The organism is Streptomyces resistomycificus (assembly GCF_001514265.1).
In the GTDB taxonomy this organism is placed as follows: domain Bacteria; phylum Actinomycetota; class Actinomycetes; order Streptomycetales; family Streptomycetaceae; genus Streptomyces; species Streptomyces resistomycificus.
The window spans coordinates 1,219,908-1,240,461 of record NZ_KQ948988.1 but is presented as its reverse complement, the minus strand read 5'-3'; the positions used below and the strand labels follow the sequence as shown (position 1 = coordinate 1,240,461).

Below are 20,554 nucleotides of genomic sequence, written 5' to 3'. Positions count from 1 at the left end.
ATCGGCTCCCTAGTGGGCCACCGCGGCCGCGCCGTGCTCGTCGACGAGCGCGCCGGTGGTGAAACGGTCGAGCGAGAAGGGGGCGTTGAGGGGGTGGGGGGTGTCGTGGGCGATGGTGTGGGCGTAGACCGAGCCGACCCCCGGGGTGGCCTTGAAACCGCCCGTGCCCCAGCCGCAGTTGAGGTAGAGGTTGTCGACCGGTGTGAGCCCGATGATCGGTGAGGCGTCGGGGCTGACGTCGACGATGCCGCCCCAGGTGCGCAGGACGTGGGCGCGGGCGAAGACCGGGAAGAGCTCGAGGGCCGCCGACATCTGCTCCTCGATGATGTGGAAGGCGCCGCGCTGGGTGTAGGAGTTGTACGCGTCGATGCCCGCGCCCATGACCAGCTCGCCCTTGTGGGCCTGGCTGACGTACACGTGGACCGCGTTGGACATCACCACGGTCGGGTGCACCGGTTCCAGCAGCTCCGAGACCAGCGCCTGCAAGGGGTGGCTCTGGAGCGGGAGTTCGATGCCGGCCATGGCCGCGAGGACCGAGGTGTGACCCGCCGAGCAGAGCGCCACCTTGCCCGCCGCGATGGGCCCGAGGTTCGTCTGCACGCCGATCACGCGGTTGCCGACCACGTCCAGGCCGGTGACCTCGCAGTTCTGGATGATGTCGATCCCGGCGGCGTCCGCGGAGCGGGCCAGCCCCCAGGCGACGTAGTCGTGCTTGGCGATGCCCGCCCGCGGCTGGTAGGTGGCGCCCAGGACCGGATAGCGCACGTCCGGTGAGATGTTGACGATCGGGCAGACTTCCTTGACGCCGTCCGCGTCGAGCCACTGGGCGTCCACGCCGTTGAGGCGGTTGGCCTCCACGCGGCGCACGCTGTCGCGGACGTCCTGGAGGCTGTGCGCGAGGTTCAGCACGCCGCGCTGGGAGAAGAGGATCGGGTAGTCGAGCTCCTCCGCCAGGCCCTCCCACAGCTTGAGGGCGTGCTCGTAGATGCCGGCGCTCTCGTCCCACAGGTAGTTGGAGCGGATGATCGTGGTGTTGCGGGCCATGTTGCCGCCCGCGAGCCAGCCCTTCTCCAGCACGGCGACCTTGGTGATGCCGTGGTTCCTCGCCAGATAGTGGGCGGTGGCCAGGCCGTGTCCGCCGCCGCCGACGATCACCACGTCGTACGACCGCTTCGGCTCCGGCGTACGCCACAGCCAGTCGGGGTGGTCGGGGAGGTCGGCGCCGGGGGTGCGGGCGTTCATCGGACGTCTCCGTCTGCTGAAAGGTACGGATACTGCGGGCACTTGGGGACTGGAGCGTTCATGCGGCGGTGGCGTTCCTCTCAGCGGCCTCGACGACGTTGGCGAGCAGCATGGCCCGCGTCATGGGGCCCACGCCCCCGGGCATGGGCGCGAGCCATCCGGCGACCCTGGCGGCGTCCGGGTGCACATCGCCGACCAGCCCTTGATCGGTGCGGGTGATGCCGACGTCCAGGACCGCCGCGCCGGGGCGCAGCATGTCCTTCGTGATCAGTCCGGGCGAGCCGGCGGCCGCGATGACGATGTCCGCCTCGCGGACGTGCCAGGCCAGGCCCTTGGTGCCGGTGTGGCACAGGGTCACGGTGGCGTTCTCGGACCTGCGGGTGAGGAGCAGGCCGATGGGGCGTCCTACCGTGAGGCCCCTGCCGACCACACACACCCGGGCCCCTGCGAGCGGCACCTCGTACCGGCGGAGCAGTTCCACGATGCCGCGCGGGGTGCACGGCAGCGGGGCGTCGACGCCCAGGACGAGCCGGCCGAGGTTGACGGGATGCAGGCCGTCGGCGTCCTTGGCCGGGTCCATGCGTTCCAGTACGGCGTTGGCGTCCAGGTGGCGCGGGAGCGGGAGCTGGACGATGTAGCCGGTGCAGGCCGGGTCGGCGTTGAGTTCGTCGATGACGTCCTCGACCTGCTGTTGCGAGGCGTCGGCGGGCAGTTCCCGGCGGAGGGAGGCGATGCCCACCTGGGCGCAGTCGCGGTGCTTTCCGGCGACGTAGGCGTGGCTGCCGGGGTCCTCGCCGACCAGGACGGTGCCCAGACCCGGCGGCCGATCACCGTCGGCGGTCAACTTGGCGACGCGCTCCGCGAGTTCGCCGCGGATGTCGGCGGCGGTGGCCTTGCCGTCGAGCAGCTGTGCGTTCACCGGCGGTGTTCCTTCCCTCGGAGTCGACGCGGGGTGTCAGCCACGGAGGCGGGACATGGTGGGGTCGAACAGCGGCTCCGCGGCGACGACCGCCTCGACACGCTGGTCGAAGTAGCCGATGTGGACGGTGGTGCCGGGGGTGGCGAGTTCGGCGGGGAGCCAGGCGTAGGCGATGCCCTTGCCGATGGTGTAGCCGTAGGCGGCGCTGGTGACGTAGCCGACCGCGCGGTCGCCGTCGTACACCGGCTCCTTGCCCATGACGACCGACCGCGGGTCGTCGATGGTGAGGCAGGTCAGCTTCCGCCGTACGTCGGCCTTGCGGCGCTCCAGCGCGGCCTTGCCGATGAAGTCGTCCTTGTCGGGCTTGACGGCGAAGCCGACGCCGGCCTCGTAGGGGTCGTGCTCGTAGGTCATGTCGGTGCCGAAGGAGCGGTAGCCCTTCTCCAGGCGGAGGCTGTTGAAGGCGCCGCGGCCGGCGATGACGCCACCGAGGGGCGCCGCCGCCTGCCACAGGGTGTCCCACAGCTTCAGGCCCTGGTCGGCCGTGGTGTAGAGCTCCCAGCCGAGTTCGCCGACGTACGACAGCCGCATCGCGGTGACGGGCACCGAGCCGATGTAGGCGCGCTTGGCGCGGAAGTACTTCAGGCCGTCGCCCGAGAAGTCCTCGTCCGTCAGCGGTTGCAGGACCTTGCGGGCGAGCGGGCCCCACAGGCCGACGCAGCAGGTGCCGGGGGTGATGTCGCGGACCTGGACCGTGCCGTCGGCGGGGAGGTGGCGGGTGAACCAGTCCAGGTCCAGGTTGCCGTTGGCGCCGACCTGGAAGAGGTCGCGGGCCAGACGGGCTACGGTGACGTCGCTGCGGATGCCGCCGTCGTGGTTGAGAAGCAGGGTGTAGGTGACCGAGCCGACGGACTTGGCGACCTTGCCGGTGCACAGGCGCTCCAGGAAGCCTGCGGCACCTGGGCCCGTCACCTCCACTCGCTTGAGGGCAGTCATGTCGTACATCGCCACGGTCTCGCGGGTGACCTGGGCCTCGGCGCCGACGATGGGCGACCAGAACCGGGCTGCCCAGTCCCCCGGCGTGGGGATGCTGCGGCCTTCGACGAGGCGCGCGTTGGCCTCGTACCACTGCGGGCGCTCCCAGCCGTTGGCCTCCAGGAAGAGGGCGCCCTGCTCCTGTTGGCGGGCGTGGAAGGGGCTGGTGCGGATCGGGCGCGGGTGTCCCGACGGCTGGAGGGGGTGGAGGATGTCGTAGACCTCGACGAAGTTCTGGCAGTCACGGGCCAGGACGTACTCCGGGGACAGTTGGTGCGGCTCGAAGCGGTTGACGTCGCACTCGTGCAGGTCGAAGGACGAACAGTGGCCGTCGACGAGCCACTCGGCCATCGCCCGGCCCACGCCCGCGGAGTGGGTGACCCACACGGCCTCCGCGACCCAGAAGCCCTTGACGTCCGGGGACTCGCCGAGGAGCGGGAAGTTGTCGGTGGTGAAGGAGAACAGGCCGTTGATGCCCTCCTCGACCTTCGCCTCCCGCGTCGCCGGGAGCAGGGACTGGGTTTCGGTCCAGGCGGGCTCGAAGTCCTCCTCGGTGAACTTCAGGATCGACGGCATCTCGTCGGCCTCGTCCACGGAGAGGATGTCGTCGGCGGAGATGGGCATGGGGCGGTGCCCGTAGTAGCCGATGCCGATGCCGTCGAAGCGGTCGCGGTAGTAGAGGTCGGCGTCCTGGTGGCGCAGGATCGGGCGGACCGCCTCCTCGGTCTGGCCGGCGAGGGCCGGTACCGGGCCGGTCCAGGCGAGTTGGTGGGCGAGCGGGGTCAGCGGGAGGTTCATGCCGACCATGCGGGCGATCTTCGGGCCCCAGATGCCGGCGCAGCACACCACGATGTCGGCGGGGATCTCGCCCTGGTCGGTCAGGACGCCGGTCACCGCGCCGTCGGCCCGAGTGACGTCGAGGACCTCGTGGCGGGCCAGGAAGCGCACGCCGCGCCCGGTGGCCCGGCGGATCTGCGCCTCGACCGCGAGGACGGCCTTGGCGAGGCCGTCGGTCGGGACCAGGAGGCCGCCGAGGACCTTGTCGCGGTTGACCAGCGGGTGCTGCTCGACGCACTCGTCGGCGGTCAGGATCCGTGACTCGATGCCCCAGGCGCTGATCCAGCCGTGGCGGCGGTGGAGTTCGGTCAGGCGCTCCTCAGTGGTCGCCAGTTCCAGCCCACCGACCTGCAGGAAGCAGGGCTTGCCGTCGACGTCGAGGGAGCAGAACTTCTCGACGGTGTAGCGGGCCAGTTCGGCCATGGTCTTTGAGGAGTTCGTCTGGAAGACCAGACCCGGAGCGTGCGAGGTGGAGCCCCCGGTGGCGGGGAGGGGGCCCTGGTCGACCACGGTCACCTCGGTCCAGCCGCGCGCGGAGATCTCGTCCGCGAGAGCCGCGCCGACGACTCCCGCTCCGATGATGACCACTCGGGGTCCCGCCATCGCCGCACCTCCGGTTTGAAAACCAGTCGAGCCGATCCAGTTGCTGTCTACGCAACTTGATTCAGGTTGCGCAACTCAATGTGCCTTCCGCGCAGGTGGGTGTCAAGGGTCCGAGACCTCGGAAAAACGAGCCGGAACACGGCGATGCCCGGTGGGCGGTGCGCACGGGGTGCGCACCGCCCACCGGGCATGTTCCGGCCGGTTTCCGGCTGCCGGATCCAGGCGTTACTTGATCCAGGCGTCCACCTTGTCGCGGTTGGCCTCGACCCACTTCTTCGCCGCCGCCTCGGGGGTCATCTTGTCCACCGCGATGTACTTGGCCACGACGTTCTGGTCGTCGTTCGTCCAGCTGAAGTTCTTCACCAGGTCATAGGCCGGGCTGCCCGACTTGGCGAACTTCGCACTGACGATCTTGTCCAGCTTGTACACGGGGTAGTCGCAGGCGACCTTCTCCGCGTCGGCGTCGCAGCCGTCCTTGTACTCGGGCAGCTTGACCTTCTCCAGCGGTACCTCGGACATGAACCACTGTGGCTCGTAGAAGTAGCCGATCACCCATTCCTTGTCCTTCTCCGCCTTGCGGAAAGCCTGGATGAGTGCGGTCTCGCTGCCCGCGTACACCACCTTGAAGTCCAGCTGCAGGTTCTTCACCAGCGCCTCGTCGTTGGTGACGAACGACGGGTCACCGTCGAGGAGCTGGCCCTTTCCGCCGGACTCGGACGTCTTGAACTCGGCCGCGTACTTGTCGAGGTTGTTCCAGTCGAGGATGTCGGGGTGCGCCTTGGCCAGCCACGGCGGCACGTACCAGCCGATGAGGCCTTCGTTACCGGTCGGGCCGGCGTCGACGGCGGTCTTCTGGCCGGTGATGTACTTCTTCTTCAGGTCGTCGTGACCCCAGTTCTCGACGACGGCGTCGACCTCGCCCGTCCCGAAGCCCTGCCAGGCGATCTCCTCCTTCAGGTCCTTCTTGGTGACCTTGCAGCCGAGGTCCTGCTCCGCCACGTAGGCGATGACCGCCGCGTTGGCCTCGTAGCCCACCCACGGGTTGACCGCGAGGTTGAAGGTGCCGCACTTCCCGGAACCGCCCGAGCCGCCGGCCTCCGAGGAGCTGTCACCGACCTTCGCACCGCCGCAGGCGGTGAGTGTGAGGCCGAGGACCGCTATGCCGGCCGCGCCGACTCTCCACTGTCTTGCTTGCCTTGCCATGGTCAGTTGCTCCTTACGCACCGGTACGCCGCGCCGCTGCCTGAGTGATCCTGTCGAACATGACTCCGAGAAGGACGATGGCCAGCCCAGCGGCGAGCCCCTTCCCGTACAGCTGTCCCTGCGAGAAGCCGGCCACGACGTCGTAGCCGAGGGCGCCCGCGCCTACCAGGCCGCCCACAACAACCATCGACAGCACGTAGATCAGGCCCTGGTTGGTGGCCAGGGTCAGGGCACCGCGTGCCATCGGCAGTTGAACCTTGGTGATGATCTGCCAGGTGTTGCACCCGGCGGAGGTGGCCGCCTCCACGGTGGTGGCAGGCACGTTCCGCACCCCGTCCGCGATGATCTTCATGGCGACGGGCGCCGCGTAGACGACGGCCGCGACGATCGCCGTGAAGCGGGTCGCCCCGAACAGCGCGAGGAACGGCACGAGATAGACGAACGGCGGCATGACCTGCGCCGCGTCCAGACTGGGCCTGAGCAGCCGGTCCACGAGCGCGCTGCGTCCCATCCACACGCCGAAGACGATGCCGAGCAGCATGACGAGCACCGTCGCGACGACGGTGGACGCGAGGGTCGTCATGCTGTCCGACCACACTCCGGTGCCGACCAGAAGGGCCACGCACACCGCCGTGGTGATGCCTGCGCGCCAGCCTCCGAGGACGACGCCGAGCGCGATCAACGCCGCGCCGACGAGCCACCACGGGGAGTCGGTGAGCAGTGTCTGGAACGGGTTGAGCAGACCGTTGGTGAGGGCGTCGCGGAAGGCGTTGGTGACACCCGACAGGTTGTCCTGCGCCCAGGTGGTCACCGTGTCGGCCCCACTGGAGATGGCGCTGCCGACGCCGCCCTCGCCTGGGAACTCCGCCCCCCACACATAGGTGTGGGACAGGTAGATCAGGACGGCCGTAACCGCCGCACCCACGCCCAGCAGCGGGCGTCGCCAGGCCGGGAAGCGGTTCTTCGAACGCCGGGCCGCCTCCTCGCGTCCGCTCGCCGCGGTGGTGACGCGGTCCAGCACGATGGCCATGACCACGATGGCCAGACCCGCGTTGAAGGCCGTGCCGACGTCGAGCGACTGGAGCGCCTGGATGACGGTCTTGCCGAGGCCGGGCGCGTCGATCAGGGCGGCGATGGTCACCATGGCCAGGGCCGCCATGATGGTCTGGTTCACGCCCATGACCACGGTCTGCTTGGACATGGGCAGCAGCACCTTCGTCAGGGACTGCCGCCGGGTGGCGCCCAGCGAGTCGGCCGCCTCGACCGTGGTCTTCGGTACGGAACGGATGGCGTGCGCGGTGATGCGCATCGCGGGCGGCGCCGCGTAGATCAGCGTGGCGATGGTGGCGGACGCCGGGCCGATCAGGAAGAACAGGGTCAGCGGGGCCAGATAGACGAAGGTCGGCATCGTCTGCATGAAGTCCAGGAAGGGCGTCGCGATCCGGTTGAACCGGTCGGACAGCCCCGCCCACACGCCCAGCGGGATCGCGAACAGCAGCGCCACGAAGACCGCGGAGACGGTGAGCGCCAGGGTGTCCATGCTCTCCTGCCACAGGCCCTGCAGGCCGAGGAAGGTGAAGCCGGCCACCGCCAGCAGCGCGACCCGCCAGTTGCCCATGGCCCAGGAGACGTAGCCCGCGATGCCGACGACACCCAGCCATCCGATCTGTGGGACGGGCCGGTCGGCGGAGGGCTGCGAAATCAGTTCCTGCACGAACGTCACCAGGGAGTCGATGACCAGGCGGATCTCGTTGAAGAAGTACAGGAAGAGCGGGTTGGAGTCGCGGTTGGCGCCGATCGAGTCGTTGACGTCGTTGAACCACCGGTGCAGATCGGTGAGGTCCGCCGCCGCGAGGGACAGCGTCTGCCGTCCGCGCAGCACGGCGAACAGCACCAGCCAGACGAGAAGGATCGCGCCCACCACCATGGACCGGCTGACCCCGCGCCCGCTCCTGACGGGAGCGTCCTGCTCGACGACCTGGGTCTGCTCCGGTTTCTCGGCCTTCTCCACGGTGACGGTCATCACGCGCCGCCTTCGTGCCCGGCGACCACCGCGAGGATCTCCTCGTCGCCGACGATGCCGAGCAGCTTGCCGTTGTCGACGACCTTGACCGGCTTGTCGGCCGCGAGTACCGCCCGCGTGGCCTCCTTCACCACGACGTCCGGACCCAACTCGGGACCGTCCAGTTCGTCGCCGTCCGCCGGCGGGCGCATGATCCACCGCAGGGTCAGCACGTCGCCGCGCGGCACGTCCTTGACGAACTCGCGCACGTAGTCGTCCGCCGGGGCTCCCACGAGCTCGTCGCCGGTACCGCACTGGACCATCTTGCCGTCGCGCATGATCAGGATGCGGTCGCCCAGCTTGAGTGCCTCGGAGAGGTCGTGGGTGATGAACACCATCGTCTTGCCGACCTCGTGGTGCAGGCGGATGACCTCGTTCTGCATGTCACGGCGGATCAGCGGGTCGAGCGCCGAGAACGGCTCGTCGAAGAAGAGCACGTCCGGATCACCGGCCAGCGCACGGGCCAGGCCTACGCGCTGCTGCATACCGCCGGACAACTGGTCGGGGAAGGAGTTCTCGTAGCCCGCCAGGCCGACCAGCTCGACGACCTCCTGCGCCCGCCTGGTGCGTTCGGACCTGCCCATGCCCCGGATCTCCAGACCGAACGACACGTTGTCGACGACGCGGCGGTGGGGCAGCAGCCCGAAGTGCTGGAAGACCATGGAGAACTTCCGGCGCCGCAGGTCGCGCAGGCGTTTGGCGTCCGCCTGACGGATGTCCTCTCCCTCGAAGACGATCTCACCGGCGGTGGGTTCGATCAGCCGGGTCAGGCATCGCACCAGCGTGGACTTGCCCGAACCGGACAGGCCCATGACGACGAAGACCTCGCCGGGCGAGACGTCGAAGTGGACGTCGCGTACGGCCGCGGTGCATCCGGTGCGGTCCATGAGCTCGCGGCGGGTGAGCCCGCACAACTCGTCGGAGTCCGGCACCTGGTCGGCCTTCGGCCCGAACACCTTCCACAGCCTGCGCACGGAGATGACCGGGGTGGAGCCCGAGTCCTGGGGCGTGCCGCGCCGCTGCGGCACCTCGGTCTGTGTGGTCACGTTCGACCTTCTTTCGGCGTTCAGCCGCGGAACCAAAGCTGCGGCCGTGGTTGGATGTTCTGCCAGATGTGCTTGGGTTCTCGGTACTCGCCCAGGCCGGCCGGTCCCAGCTCGCGGCCCACGCCCGAGCGCCCGAAGCCACCCCATTCCGCTTGCGGCACGTAGGGGTGGTAGTCGTTGATCCACACCGTGCCGTGGCGCAGCCGCCGGGCGACCCGCTGGGCCTTGCCGGCGTCCTGCGTCCAGACGGCTCCGGCCAGTCCGTACTCGGTGTCGTTGGCGATGCGTACGGCGTCGTCCTCGTCGGTGAAGCGCTCCACGGTGAGCACGGGCCCGAAGGACTCCTCGTGCACCACGCGCATGTCCTGCCGGCACTCGTCGAGGAGGGTCGGCGGGTAGTAGTGGCCGTTCGCGAGCGCCGGGTCGTCCGGCCGCTCGCCGCCGCAGCGCAGTACGGCGCCCTCGGCGAGACCGGCCGCGACGTACGCCTCGACCTTCTCCCGGTGCTGTGCGGAGATCAGCGCGCCGGTCTCGGCCTCGGGGTCGAAGGGGCCGCCGAGGCGGATTTGCCGGGCCCGGCGGACGACCTCGTCGACGAAGCGGTCGTGCAGGGAGTCCTCGACGATCAGCCGAGCCCCTGCCGAGCACACCTGTCCCGAGTGCAGGAAGACGGCGGTGAGGGCGAAGTCGACGGCCGTCTCGAAGTCGGCGTCGGCGAAGACGACGTTGGGGTTCTTGCCGCCGAGTTCCAGCGCGACCTTCTTCACGGTCGCGGCGGCGGCGGCCATGATCCGCTTGCCGGTCTCCAGGCCTCCGGTGAAGGAGACCATGTCCACGGCCGGGTCCTCGGACAGCGGCGCCCCCACCTCGGGTCCCGTGCCCAGGACAAGGTTCGCGGCGCCGGCCGGGAGCCCTGCCTCCCGCAGTGCCTTCATCAACAGGATCGAGGTGGAAGGGGTGAGTTCGCTGGGCTTGAGGACGATCGTGTTGCCGGCGAGGAGCGCCGGGGCGACCTTCCAACTGGCTTGAAGCAGCGGGTAGTTCCAGGGGGTGATGAGCCCGCACACACCGACCGGCTCGTAGACGACCCGGCTCACGGCGTCGTCGCGGCCGGTGTCGATCACCCGGCCGGCGTCGGTGCCGCCGAGCCCTCCGTAGAAACGGAAGCAGGAGACGACATCGGCGATGTCGTACTCGCTCTCCACCAGCCGCTTGCCGGTGTCCAGCGACTCGGCGCGGGCGAACTCCTTCGCGTCGCGCTCGATGAGGTCGGCCGTGCGCAGCAGCAGTGCGCCGCGCTCCCGCTCGGGAGTGCCCGGCCAGCGCCCTTCGTCGAAGGCCCGGCGGGCCGCGGCGATCGCCTCCTCGGCGTCGGGGCGCGTTCCTTCCGAGACGGTCGCCACGAGCGTGCCGTCAGCGGGACATCGGATCTCCCGGTGCCCGCCGGCCACCGGGTCCCGCCATTCACCATCCACGTACAGGTCTGCCACGCGCCGAGCCTTTCAACTGAAGTCGTTGCGCATCGTGCACCCGATTGCTTGTGGTGGAACACCCTGGCGAATGGCCAGACAGACGTCAAGGGGTTGACCGATGACGATTCGGCCATCCGATCACTTGCACGACCACCCTTGACCGCAAGCGGCGACAAGCCGACGATGTTGCGTATCGCTCACCATGTTGTGCAATACGCACCGACGGAGGCCGACGTGTCCCCCAAGTTCCCTCGACCGCATCCTGGCCGTGAGTATGTCCTCACCCTCTCCTGTCCGGACAGCACCGGACTGGTCCACGCCGTGAGCGGCTTCCTCGTCAGGAACTCCGGCAACATCCTGGAAAGCCAGCAGTTCGACGAGCGACTTCAGGGTCGTTTCTTCATGAGGGTCCACTTCGACGTTTCCGATCCGGACGCCGATCTGGAAAGTCTGCGTTACCGGTTCGGTCCCGTGGCCCAGGCCTACGGCATCTCTTGGACCCTGAACGACGCGGCCACGCCGATCCGGACGCTGATCATGGTGTCCAAGTTCGGCCACTGCCTCAACGACCTGCTCTTCCGTCGGCGAACCGGCAGCCTCAACATCGAGATCCCCGCGATCGTCTCCAATCACCGGGACTTCGAGGGGCTCGCGGAGACGTACGGCATCCCCTTCCACCACATCCCGGTGACCAAGGAGACGAAGCCCGAAGCCGAGGCACGGCTGCTGGAGCTCGTGCGTGAACTGAACATCGACCTGGTGGTACTGGCCCGCTACATGCAGGTCCTCTCCGACGACCTGTGCAAGCAGCTGGAGGGGCGCGCCATCAACATCCACCACTCGTTCCTCCCCAGTTTCAAGGGCGCGCGCCCCTACGAGCAGGCCTACCAGCGCGGCGTCAAGCTCATCGGCGCGACGGCGCACTATGTGACACCGGACCTGGACGAGGGCCAGATCATCGAGCAGGACGTGGTCCGGGTGGACCACTCGCTGGACCCCGGCGACCTGGTCACGGTCGGGCGGGATGTGGAGGCGCAGGTGCTCGCGCACGCGGTGAAGTGGCACAGCGAGAGCCGCGTGATGGTGGACGACAACCGCACGGTGGTCTTCCGCTGAGCCGCGCCCACCGGGGGGCGGGACCGGATTCCTGGTCCCGCCCTGTCGTATACGGCTCGTATGCTCGTCCTCGCCCCGGCAGACGAGCATGCGACGCCGATCCCGTCACAGTGGCCCTGGATCTCGTCGGTGTACCGCTGGTCTGTCTTCTCGCACGGTCCGCAGCCGGGCATCCCCTGGACGAAATCGGCTTCCCGTCGGTACCGGTCGCCGCCCTTCTCCCGGTTCAGCCGCCGAGCCGGTCCAGCAGCGCTCGGCGCCACCGCTCCGTTTCCGCGATCTGGTTGAACGTGAACAGGTGCAGACCGGCCACCCCTGCCGAAGGTGCGCAGAGCGCCCCCTCGCTGTGGGACAGCAGCCTTTCGGGGGCATACCCTCCGGGGGCCGCGAAACGCACGAACCACGAGGCGTGCCTCGTCAGGAAGCGTGTCGACTCCCCCACCCCGATCTTCGTGGCCATCGCCAGCAGTTTCGCGCGCTGCACGGGCCCCGCGATGCCCACATGGACCGGCAGGGTGACATCCCGGCGCCGGATGCGAACGATCCACTCCCCCAGCAGCCGCGGGTCGAAGCAGAGGTTGCTCACGATGTACGTGGCGTGCTCACGCTTGTCCCACATCGCCTGGACGGTGACGTCGTCGTGGATGAGGGGATGGCTCTCGGGGTAGCCGGTGACGCCGACGTGCGCGAAGGGCCTGCCCAGCTCGCTCAGCCTGCGCAGCACCGGCAGTGCCCCGTCATAGGCCCCGGCCGGCGGGTCGGCGTCGCCGGCCGGGACGAAGACGTCGTCCACGCCCGCCTCGCGGAGCCGGCCCGCGACCTCCTTCAGGTGCAGATCATCCCGCAGGAGCCGCGCCGGGACGTGCGGGACGACCCGGTAACCGTGCGCCGCGAGCCGGCCGGCGAGGTCGAGCGTCGGTTCCAGGCCCTTGACCGGCGACGCCGTCACGGTGACGACGACGTCACGCGGGACATGGGCGAGGACCTTGTCCTCGGTCGCCTTCCCGGGCAGCACCTCGTAGCGGACGCTCTCCAGCAACGTCCTCAACCCCGTGACACCCAAGGCCTGCCTACCCGTCCTGCTTCCGGGCGTCACGGTGGCGGTAGAACGCCGCCTTGGACGGCTCCGGCGGCTTCTTGTCGAGGATCAGGTCGGCGGCCTTCTCGGCGATCATCATCACGGGGGCGTAGATGTTGCCGTTGGTGACGTACGGCATCACCGACGCGTCCACGACGCGCAGGCCGTCCACCCCGTGCACGCGCATGCTGGTGGGGTCGACGACGGACATCTCGTCGGTGCCCATCTTGCAGGTGCAGGACGGATGCAGGGCGGTCTCCCCCTCCTTCGCGACCCAGGCGAGGATCTCCTCGTCCGTCTCCACCTTGGGCCCCGGCGAGATCTCCCCGCCGTTGTAAGCGGCGAGCGCGGGCTGGTCGAGGAGCTTGCGGGTCACGCGGATCGCCTCGACCCATTCGCGGCGGTCCTGCTCGGTGGAGAGGTAGTTGAAGCGCAACGCGGGGTGCTCGCGCGGGTCCCTGCTCTTGATCTTCACCGAGCCGATGGCGTCGGAGTACATGGGGCCGACGTGCACCTGGTAGCCGTGACCGCCGGACGGTGAGGAGCCGTCGTAGCGGACGGCGACCGGCAGGAAGTGGAACATCAGATTGGGGTAGTCCACCTCCTCGTTGCTGCGGGCGAAGCCGCCGGCCTCGAAGTGGTTGGTGGCGGCCGGGCCCTTGCGGAAGAGCCACTGCAGCCCGATGAAGGGGGCGCGCCACTTCGCCATGTACGGCTGCATGGAGACGGGTTGCCTGCAGGCGTACTGGACGTACACCTCCAGGTGGTCCTGCATGTTCTCGCCGACGCCCGGGAGGTCGTGGACGACGTCGACACCCAGGGCGCGCAGTTCCTCGGCGTTGCCGACGCCGGAGAGCTGGAGCAGCTGTGGGGAGTTGATGGCACCGCCGCAGAGGATGACTTCCCTGGCGCGGACCTGCTGGAGCGCGCCGCGGCCGCGCCGGTACTCGACGCCGACGGCACGCTTGCCCTCGAAGAGGACGCGCGTGACGAGGGCACGGGTCCTGACGGTGAGGTTCGGCCGCTTCATGGCGGGCTTGAGGTACGCCTTCGAGGCCGACAGGCGACGTCCGCGGTGGACGTTGCGGTCGAACCTGGCGAAGCCTTCCTGCCGATAGCCGTTCACGTCGTCGGTGGGCGGGTAGCCCGCTTCCTCGGTGGCCTTGAGGAAGGCGCCGAAGAGCGGGTTGGTCGCCGGACCACGTTCGAGGACGAGGGGGCCGTCGTGGCCGCGGAACTCGTCGTCCGGGTCGGCTGCCAGACAGTTCTCCATCCGCCGGAAGTACGGCAGACAGTGCGCGTAGTCCCAGGTCTCCATGCCGGGGTCGGCCGCCCACCGCTCGTAGTCCATGGGGTTGCCGCGCTGGAAGATCATGCCGTTGATGCTGCTGGAGCCGCCCAGCACCTTGCCGCGCGCGTGGTAGATGCGCCGGCCCCCCATGTGGGGTTCGGGCTCGGACTCGTACTTCCAGTCGTAGAACCGGCTGCCGATCGGGTAGGTCAGCGCCGCGGGCATCTGGATGAACACATCCCACGGATGGTCGGAACGGCCGGCCTCCAGTACCAGCACCCGGTTCGCCGGGTCCGCGGAGAGTCTGTTCGCCAGTGCGCTGCCGGCCGATCCGCCGCCGACGATGACGAAGTCGTATTGCAGGGGAGCCATGGTGCCTCGTCTCGCTCGCGCCGTAGATACGCGAGGCATGCTAGTACCGGTAGCGCTATACGCACCAGGTTGCGAACAACGCAACTTGTGGGGCTTCGTTTCGGTGCCGTTACTTGCAACGCTGTTGTTTACTGCGCGTATAGTTTCGTTGTGAGCAACCAAAGCCAAGACACCGAAACGTCACATTCGCAGGCCGGTGGAGTCCAGTCGGTCGACCGCGCCATCAGCGTCCTGGAGATCCTGGCCCAGCGCGGCGAGGCGGGCGTCAGCGAGGTGGCCGCCGAGATCGAGGTTCACAAGTCGACCGCGTTCCGTCTGCTCGGCGCCCTGGAGGCGCGGGGCCTGGTGGAGCAGGCGGGGGAACGCGGCAAGTACCGCCTCGGCTTCGGCATCGTACGCCTGGCCGGCGCGGTGACGGGACGTATCGACATCACCCAGCAGGGCCGCCCGGTGTGCGAGCGTCTCGCGGAGGAGCTCGGCGAGACGGTCAACATCGCCGTACTGCAGGAGCACTACGCGATCAACCTCTACCAGGTACGCGGCCCGGGAGCGGTCACCGCGCACAACTGGGTCGGCCAGCTGACGCCGCTGCACGCCACGTCCAGCGGCAAGGTACTGCTGGCACATCTGCCCACCAAGGAGCGCGCCGCGCTGCTGGCCGAGTCCGGCCTCAAGAAGGTCACGCCGCACACCATCACCTCGAAGACCAAGCTCGAGAAGAACCTCGCCGAGGTGCGGGAAGCCGGCTACGCATGGACGAAGGAGGAACTGGAGCTCGGCCTGCACGCCATGGCGGCGCCGGTCCTCGACCGGGACGGAGAGGTCATCGCGGCCGTCACGGCCTCCGGGCCCGCGTACCGGTTCACGGAGGAGCGGATGCGCGAGCTGGCCCCGGTACTGATCAAGGGCGCCGAGGAGATCAGCCACCGGATGGGCTACCTGGGCTGAGTCACCCCCGAGGGGTACCCAGGCGCTCGTTCACCCAGTCGTGGAAAGCACCGATGTGGTGCTCGCTGGGCACCAGGACGCCGCCCTTGGCGTACATCCGGGAGCTCATTCCGGGCTGGGTGCGTTCGCAGGCGTCGAAGTCCTGGCGGTTGACCCGGTCGAAGAGTTCCACGGACCGGCTGACGTCCTTTCCGCCGTCCACGACGTGCGGGAGGTAGAGCCAGTCGCACTCGACGACCGTGCGGTCGTGGGCCATCGGGTACATCCGGTGGAAGATCACGTGGTCGGGCACGAGGTTGACGAAGACCTGCGGCCGGACGGTGATGGCGTAGTAGCGACGGTCCTGGTCCTCGGCGACCCCGGGAATGCGGTCAAGACCCTCGGATCCGTCGATGGTGAAGCCCTGGACCTCCTCACCGAACTCGGCACCGTGGCCCACGTAGTACTGGGCCGCGTAGCCGTCCGCGAACTCCGGCAGCACCTCGGTGAGTTCGGGATGGATCGTGGCGCAGTGATAGCACTCCATGAAGTTCTCGATGATGAGCTTCCAGTTCGCCCTCACGTCATAGACGATCCGCCTGCCGACCGACAGGTTCTCGATCCCGTAGCGCTCGATCGACTCGACGTCGCCCAGGCGGGAGACGACGTCACCGATGACGTCCGCCTCGAAGGAGGGCGGATTCTCCGCCAGGCAGACCCACACGTAGCCGAGCCATTCGCGCACGGCCACGCTCACCAGGCCGTACTCGGTACGGCCCACGTCGGGCATCTTGGTGAGGTTGGGCGCCGCGACGAGTTTGCCGTCCAGGCCGTAGGTCCAGGCGTGGTACGGGCACTGGAAGGCCCGCTTGACCTCGCCGGACTCCTCGGTGCACAGCTTGGCCCCGCGATGCCGGCACACGTTGAAGTACGCACGGATCGAGTTGTCCCGGGCCCGGGTGACCAGGATGCTCTCGCGGCCTACGTCGACGGTCCGGAAGGCACCGGGCTTCGTCAGCTCGGACGCGCGCGCGACGCAGAACCACATGGTCTCGAATATGCGCTCCTGCTCCTGGGCGAAAATCCCGGGGTCCGTGTAGGAGGAACCGGGGAGGGTGGCGATCAGGCTGTCCGGCAGGCTGGTCGAGGTCACGGTGAACTCCTCGGAGTACGTCGTGGAGGGGTCATTCACGCGCCGGGAAGAGCCACTCCGGAAGGCGTTGTGTATAGAGCAACGCTACGCGCTATGTGCAACCGCAGCATGGGTTGCCACCGGGGCGGTGTCAAGACGTGGTGGAGGCGATCTGCTTGCGCCAGCGCGTGAACAGCCGCGGCTGGTTCATCCCGAGTACGGCGACCGGATGCCCGGCCCGCCGGTATACGGCCAGGACGTCCCGGTCGTCCGCGGCACCCGCCTCGATGGTGACGCTGTCCGCTCCGGCCGCGTGACCGGCGAACTGGATCTTCACTCCGTACTGGTCGGACCAGAAGTACGGCGGCCGCGGGGCACCCGGCTCCACCGCACCGCCCGCGAGCAGCGTGGCGACCGCCGCGTCGGGGCGCTCGCGCGCACCGGTCCAGTGTTCGACGCGGCGATGGGCCGCCGTGCGCGGGTCGTACCAGTTGGCGCAGTCGCCGACCGCGACCACACCCGCCAGGCTGGTGCGCCCGTCCGCGCCACACTTGACGCCGTTGTCGAGAGCGATGCCGGAACCTGCCAGCCACTCGACGCACGGGCGGGCCCCCACACCGACCACCACGATGTCGGCGGGGATGCTGCGGCCATCCTCCAACAGGACGGCGTCGACGCGGGTTTCCCCGCTCAACCCCTTGACGCCCGCACCGCACAACAGCCGTACGCCGTGGTCCGTGTGCAGTCCGGAGACAACGGCGCCCATGGCTTCGCCGAGTGGTCCGGCCAGTGGTGTCGGGGCCGCCTCGACGACCGTCACGTCCAGACCGAGGGCGCGAGCGGTGGAGGCGACCTCGGCTCCGATGAAGCCGCCACCGATCACCACCAGCCTCCCCCCTTCGGCCAGTTCGCCGCGCAGGGCCCTGGCGTCGTCCAGGGTGCGCAGCGTGTGGACTCCGGCCAGACCCTCGGAGCCGGGGAGGGTGCGCGCCGCGGCGCCGGTCGCGATGACGACGCCGTCGGCCCGCACCTCCCGGCCGTCGGCGAGCCGGACGGCACGCTCCGTGTGGTCGAGTCCGGTCGCACGGACGCCGAGCAGCCACTCCGCCGCCAGGTCCTCGTCGGCGGACTCAAGGGCGAGTTCGGCCTCCCCGAGGATGCCGGCGAGGAACTCCTTGGACAGCGGCGGCCGGTCGTACGGACGGTGAAGCTCCTCGCCGATGACGACCAACCGCCCGTCATATCCCTGCTTCCGCAACGAGCGTGCCGCCGACAGGCCGGCCAGCGAGGCACCGACCACGGCGACCGTCCTCACGCGGGACCGCCGGCGAGCCGGGCCGCGACGCAGGGCGGCAGGTTGGGGGCGTCCATGGACAGGCGGACGTAGACCATGCCGTCCTCGACGAAGACCTCGTGGGTCCGCACCGGAAGCTTGGCCGGCGGGGAGTCGACCGCGCCGGTCCTCAGGTCGAACTTCGAAGCATGCAGCGGGCATTCCACCTCACAACCCTCCAGCCAGCCGTCGGCGAGCGACGCGTCCTGGTGGGTGCAGGTGTCGTCGATGGCGAAGAGTTCGCCGTCGTCGGTGTGGAACACCGAAACCGGCGGATCGACATCGAGCCGGTGGGCCTCGCCTCGCGGGAGATCCTCGAGACGGCACGCGGGAATCATCATGACACCTCGGTGCGTATAGCGAAACGGATTGCGGTAAGCGCAACATTAGTTTGAGGTCGCCCAGAACCCTTGTCAAGGCGTTCCGAGGCTCCTCCGAGTCGTTCGTCGCGTTGCGTCATGGAAAACGCGATTCACATAAGACAACTACAGCCCGCTGTGTCGACTCACGGCGATCGTGAGCCGACACAGCGGGCGCGCGGGGTGCGCCGACGGGCGTCAGAAGCCGCGGTCCATCCAGTCCTGGAGGTGCGGGGCCTCCGCCGCGACGGTCGTCGTCTCCCCGTGCCCGGTGTGCACGACGGTGTCGCCCGGCAGCTTCAGCAGCCGGTCCCGGATCGACTCGATGATGGTCGGGAAGTGGCTGTACGACCGCCCCGTGGCCCCCGGTCCGCCGGCGAACAGGGTGTCGCCACTGAAGAGCGCCGCGAGAGAAGGCGCGTACAGACAGACCGCGCCGGGGGCGTGGCCGGGGGTGTGCAGCACGGTCAGCTCGACGCCGGCCACCGCGATGCTCTGGCCGTCGGTCAGTTCGGCGTCCGGCGCCTTGTCCGGGTGGGTCTGTTTCCACAGCGGCAGGTCGTCCGGATGGAGGAGGACCGGGGCGCCCGTGAGCGCCGCGAGTTCGGGCGCGGCGTCGATGTGGTCGTTGTGCGCGTGGGTGCACACGACGGCCCGCAGGGTGCGTCCGCCGACGGCTCGGGCGATCGCCTGGGCGTCATGTGCGGCGTCGATGACGATCGCCTCCGTGTCGTCGCCGACGATCCACACGTTGTTGTCGACGTCCCAGGTGCCGCCGTCCAGCGAGAACGTTCCCGAGGTGACGAGGTGTTCGATGCGGGCGGCCATCACAGGACCACCACCGAGCGCAGCACGTCGCCGTGGCGCATCCGCTCGAAGGCCTTCTCGACCTCGTCCAGCGCGATGGTCTCCGTGACGAAGGCGTCCAGGGCGAGCCGGCCTTGGAGATAGAGGTCGATCAGCATCGGGAAGTCCCTGCTCGGCAGGCAGTCGCCGTACCAGGAGGACTTCAGCGCGCCGCCGCGGCCGAAGACGTCCAGCAGCGGCAGTTCCAGCTTCATCTCCGGGGTGGGCACACCGACCAGGACGACCGTACCGGCGAGGTCGCGAGCGTAGAAGGCCTGCCGGTACGTCTCCGGGCGGCCCACCGCCTCGATCACCACGTCCGCGCCGAATCCACCGGTCAACTCGCGGATCGCCTCGACCGCGTCGGCGTTCCCGGAGTTGACGGTGTGGGTCGCGCCCAGCTTCGCGGCGGTCTCCAGCTTGCGGTCGTCGATGTCGACCGCGATGACCTTCGCCGCGCCCGCCAGGTTCGCCCCGGCGATCGCCGCGGCCCCGACACCGCCGCAGCCGATGACGGCGACCGAGTCCCCCCGTCCGACGCTCCCGGTGTTGATGGCCGCGCCGATTCCCGCCATCACGCCACACCCCAGCAGACCGGCGGCGGCGGCCGACGCGGTCTGGTCGACCTTCGTGCACTGCCCGGCCGCGACCAGCGTCTTCTCCGCGAACGCGCCGATGCCCAGCGCCGGCGAGAGCTCGGTGCCGTCAGTCAAGGTCATCTTCTGCTTCGCGTTGTGCGTGTTGAAGCAGTACCAGGGCCGTCCGCGCAGACAGGCCCGGCACTGACCGCACACCGCGCGCCAGTTGAGGATGACGAAGTCGCCGGGAGCGACGTCGGTGACCCCCTCCCCGACCGACTCCACGACCCCCGCGGCCTCGTGGCCCAGCAGGAACGGGAAGTCGTCGTTGATGCCGCCCTCGCGATAGTGCAGATCGGTGTGGCAGACCCCGCAGGCCTCGATCTTCACCAGTGCCTCACCCGGACCCGGGTCGGGCACGATGATCGTTTCCAGGCTGACGGGGGCGCCCTTGCCCCGCGCGACGACAGCACGGACCTGGTGCGTCATGGCCACTCCTCGACTGGTCGAGACTTGAATCAGATGTTGCTCATTACGGCACACATCTCACGTGTCGCAACACAGCATCGTTGAGCGCCGACCGGGGGTCAAGGAGCGCGACGACGGTTCCGTCAGCCGGTCGGGAGGGCGGCACAGCGGCGTGAACGCCAGGCGGGGCGTGGCGGCACATGTCGGATCCACGACTCCGCCGCTCGCGGGTCCCACCGCTTCTCAGCGGGCAGAGGAGGTGGACTGCGTGGTGTGCGTGGACCGGCCGGTCGTCATGGGGTCACCGTGGGAAGGCACCCGCCGTCGAGCGGGCGGGAACGCCGCTCGGCCGGTACGCGCCCGACGCCACCGTGAGCAGTCGACGCGCTGTGAACTGCGTCTCGACCCACTCCCGCTCGGGGTCGGAGTCCCAGGTGATCCCGGCTCCCGTACCGAAGCGCAGTGACGAGCCGCCGGAAGCGGTGCGGTCGATCCAGAAGGTGCGGATGCCGACCGCGAGCTCGCCCGCGGCGCGGTCGGCGTCGACCCAGCCGACGCCACCGCAGCAGGGGCCGCGCGGCGCGCCCTCCAGCGCCTCGATGAGCGGACGACCGGCGGAACGCGGCACGCCCGTC

At 69.2% G+C, this 20,554-nt stretch carries 16 protein-coding genes and 1 pseudogene; 2 read left to right on the top strand and 15 right to left on the bottom strand.

Annotated features, from left to right (window positions below; all coding sequences use genetic code 11):
* Window positions 1-9 precede the first annotated feature (9 nt).
* The 7 genes from AQJ84_RS05270 to AQJ84_RS05240 form a co-directional block, all read right to left on the bottom strand.
* The gene (locus tag AQJ84_RS05270) at window positions 10-1,242 is read right to left on the bottom strand and encodes a sarcosine oxidase subunit beta family protein (RefSeq protein ID WP_030040920.1); all 1,233 of its coding nucleotides are present in this window, start codon (window positions 1,240-1,242) and stop codon (window positions 10-12) included.
* A gap of 58 nt (window positions 1,243-1,300) precedes the next feature.
* Window positions 1,301-2,161, bottom strand: coding sequence for a bifunctional methylenetetrahydrofolate dehydrogenase/methenyltetrahydrofolate cyclohydrolase (locus AQJ84_RS05265; RefSeq protein ID WP_030040919.1), 861 nt, complete (start codon window positions 2,159-2,161; stop codon window positions 1,301-1,303).
* A gap of 36 nt (window positions 2,162-2,197) precedes the next feature.
* Window positions 2,198-4,636: a GcvT family protein gene (locus AQJ84_RS05260; protein WP_053193816.1), complete on the bottom strand. Its 2,439-nt coding sequence runs from the start codon at window positions 4,634-4,636 to the stop codon at window positions 2,198-2,200.
* A 225-nt stretch (window positions 4,637-4,861) separates the two neighbouring features.
* The gene (locus AQJ84_RS05255) at window positions 4,862-5,839 is read right to left on the bottom strand and encodes an ABC transporter substrate-binding protein (protein WP_030040917.1); all 978 of its coding nucleotides are present in this window, start codon (window positions 5,837-5,839) and stop codon (window positions 4,862-4,864) included.
* A 13-nt stretch (window positions 5,840-5,852) separates the two neighbouring features.
* On the bottom strand, window positions 5,853-7,862 hold the full coding sequence (locus AQJ84_RS05250) for an ABC transporter permease (RefSeq protein ID WP_030040916.1): 2,010 nt from the start codon (window positions 7,860-7,862) through the stop codon (window positions 5,853-5,855).
* The gene (locus AQJ84_RS05245; protein WP_030040915.1) at window positions 7,862-8,947 is read right to left on the bottom strand and encodes a quaternary amine ABC transporter ATP-binding protein; all 1,086 of its coding nucleotides are present in this window, start codon (window positions 8,945-8,947) and stop codon (window positions 7,862-7,864) included. Before AQJ84_RS05245 ends, AQJ84_RS05250 begins: the two co-directional genes overlap by 1 nt.
* Window positions 8,948-8,967: 20 nt before the next feature.
* Window positions 8,968-10,437, bottom strand: a complete 1,470-nt coding sequence (locus tag AQJ84_RS05240; protein WP_053193813.1) for an aldehyde dehydrogenase family protein — start codon at window positions 10,435-10,437, stop codon at window positions 8,968-8,970.
* A gap of 216 nt (window positions 10,438-10,653) precedes the next feature.
* On the opposite strand from AQJ84_RS05240, the gene purU reads away from it, so the two are divergent.
* A complete protein-coding gene (purU, locus tag AQJ84_RS05235) occupies window positions 10,654-11,535 on the top strand; it encodes a formyltetrahydrofolate deformylase (protein ID WP_030040912.1) in 882 nt (293 codons plus the stop codon).
* Window positions 11,536-11,761: 226 nt separating this feature from the next.
* Here the strand turns inward: purU and AQJ84_RS05230 are convergent, their stop codons facing one another.
* Entirely contained in the window at window positions 11,762-12,598 is an 837-nt protein-coding gene (locus tag AQJ84_RS05230; RefSeq protein WP_030040911.1) for a methylenetetrahydrofolate reductase, read from the bottom strand.
* A 7-nt stretch (window positions 12,599-12,605) separates the two neighbouring features.
* Window positions 12,606-14,276: a choline dehydrogenase gene (gene betA, locus AQJ84_RS05225; RefSeq protein WP_030040910.1), complete on the bottom strand. Its 1,671-nt coding sequence runs from the start codon at window positions 14,274-14,276 to the stop codon at window positions 12,606-12,608.
* A gap of 150 nt (window positions 14,277-14,426) precedes the next feature.
* Here betA and AQJ84_RS05220 point away from each other — a divergent pair, with 150 nt between their 5' ends.
* Complete coding sequence (locus tag AQJ84_RS05220) at window positions 14,427-15,224, top strand: IclR family transcriptional regulator (protein ID WP_030040909.1); 798 nt, start codon at window positions 14,427-14,429, stop codon at window positions 15,222-15,224.
* Window position 15,225: 1 nt separating this feature from the next.
* Here the strand turns inward: AQJ84_RS05220 and AQJ84_RS05215 are convergent, their stop codons facing one another.
* From AQJ84_RS05215 to AQJ84_RS05190, 6 genes and pseudogenes are all read right to left on the bottom strand, one after another.
* On the bottom strand, window positions 15,226-16,356 hold the full coding sequence (locus AQJ84_RS05215) for an aromatic ring-hydroxylating oxygenase subunit alpha (RefSeq protein WP_059198801.1): 1,131 nt from the start codon (window positions 16,354-16,356) through the stop codon (window positions 15,226-15,228).
* 130 nt (window positions 16,357-16,486) lie between these two features.
* Complete coding sequence (locus tag AQJ84_RS05210; RefSeq protein WP_079022684.1) at window positions 16,487-17,650, bottom strand: NAD(P)/FAD-dependent oxidoreductase; 1,164 nt, start codon at window positions 17,648-17,650, stop codon at window positions 16,487-16,489.
* Window positions 17,647-18,009 (bottom strand): bifunctional 3-phenylpropionate/cinnamic acid dioxygenase ferredoxin subunit, encoded by a 363-nt coding sequence (locus AQJ84_RS05205; RefSeq protein ID WP_030040905.1) that lies wholly within the window; start codon window positions 18,007-18,009, stop codon window positions 17,647-17,649. The genes AQJ84_RS05210 and AQJ84_RS05205 overlap by 4 nt, the downstream gene beginning before the upstream one ends.
* 216 nt (window positions 18,010-18,225) lie before the next feature.
* On the bottom strand, window positions 18,226-18,855 hold the full coding sequence (locus AQJ84_RS05200) for an MBL fold metallo-hydrolase (protein ID WP_030040904.1): 630 nt from the start codon (window positions 18,853-18,855) through the stop codon (window positions 18,226-18,228).
* The gene (locus AQJ84_RS05195) at window positions 18,855-19,940 is read right to left on the bottom strand and encodes an S-(hydroxymethyl)mycothiol dehydrogenase (protein ID WP_030040903.1); all 1,086 of its coding nucleotides are present in this window, start codon (window positions 19,938-19,940) and stop codon (window positions 18,855-18,857) included. Before AQJ84_RS05195 ends, AQJ84_RS05200 begins: the two co-directional genes overlap by 1 nt.
* Window positions 19,941-20,220: 280 nt before the next feature.
* Window positions 20,221-20,553: pseudogene (locus AQJ84_RS05190) on the bottom strand (chorismate-binding protein); the annotation flags it as partial.
* Between the last annotated feature and the right edge of the window lies 1 nt (window position 20,554).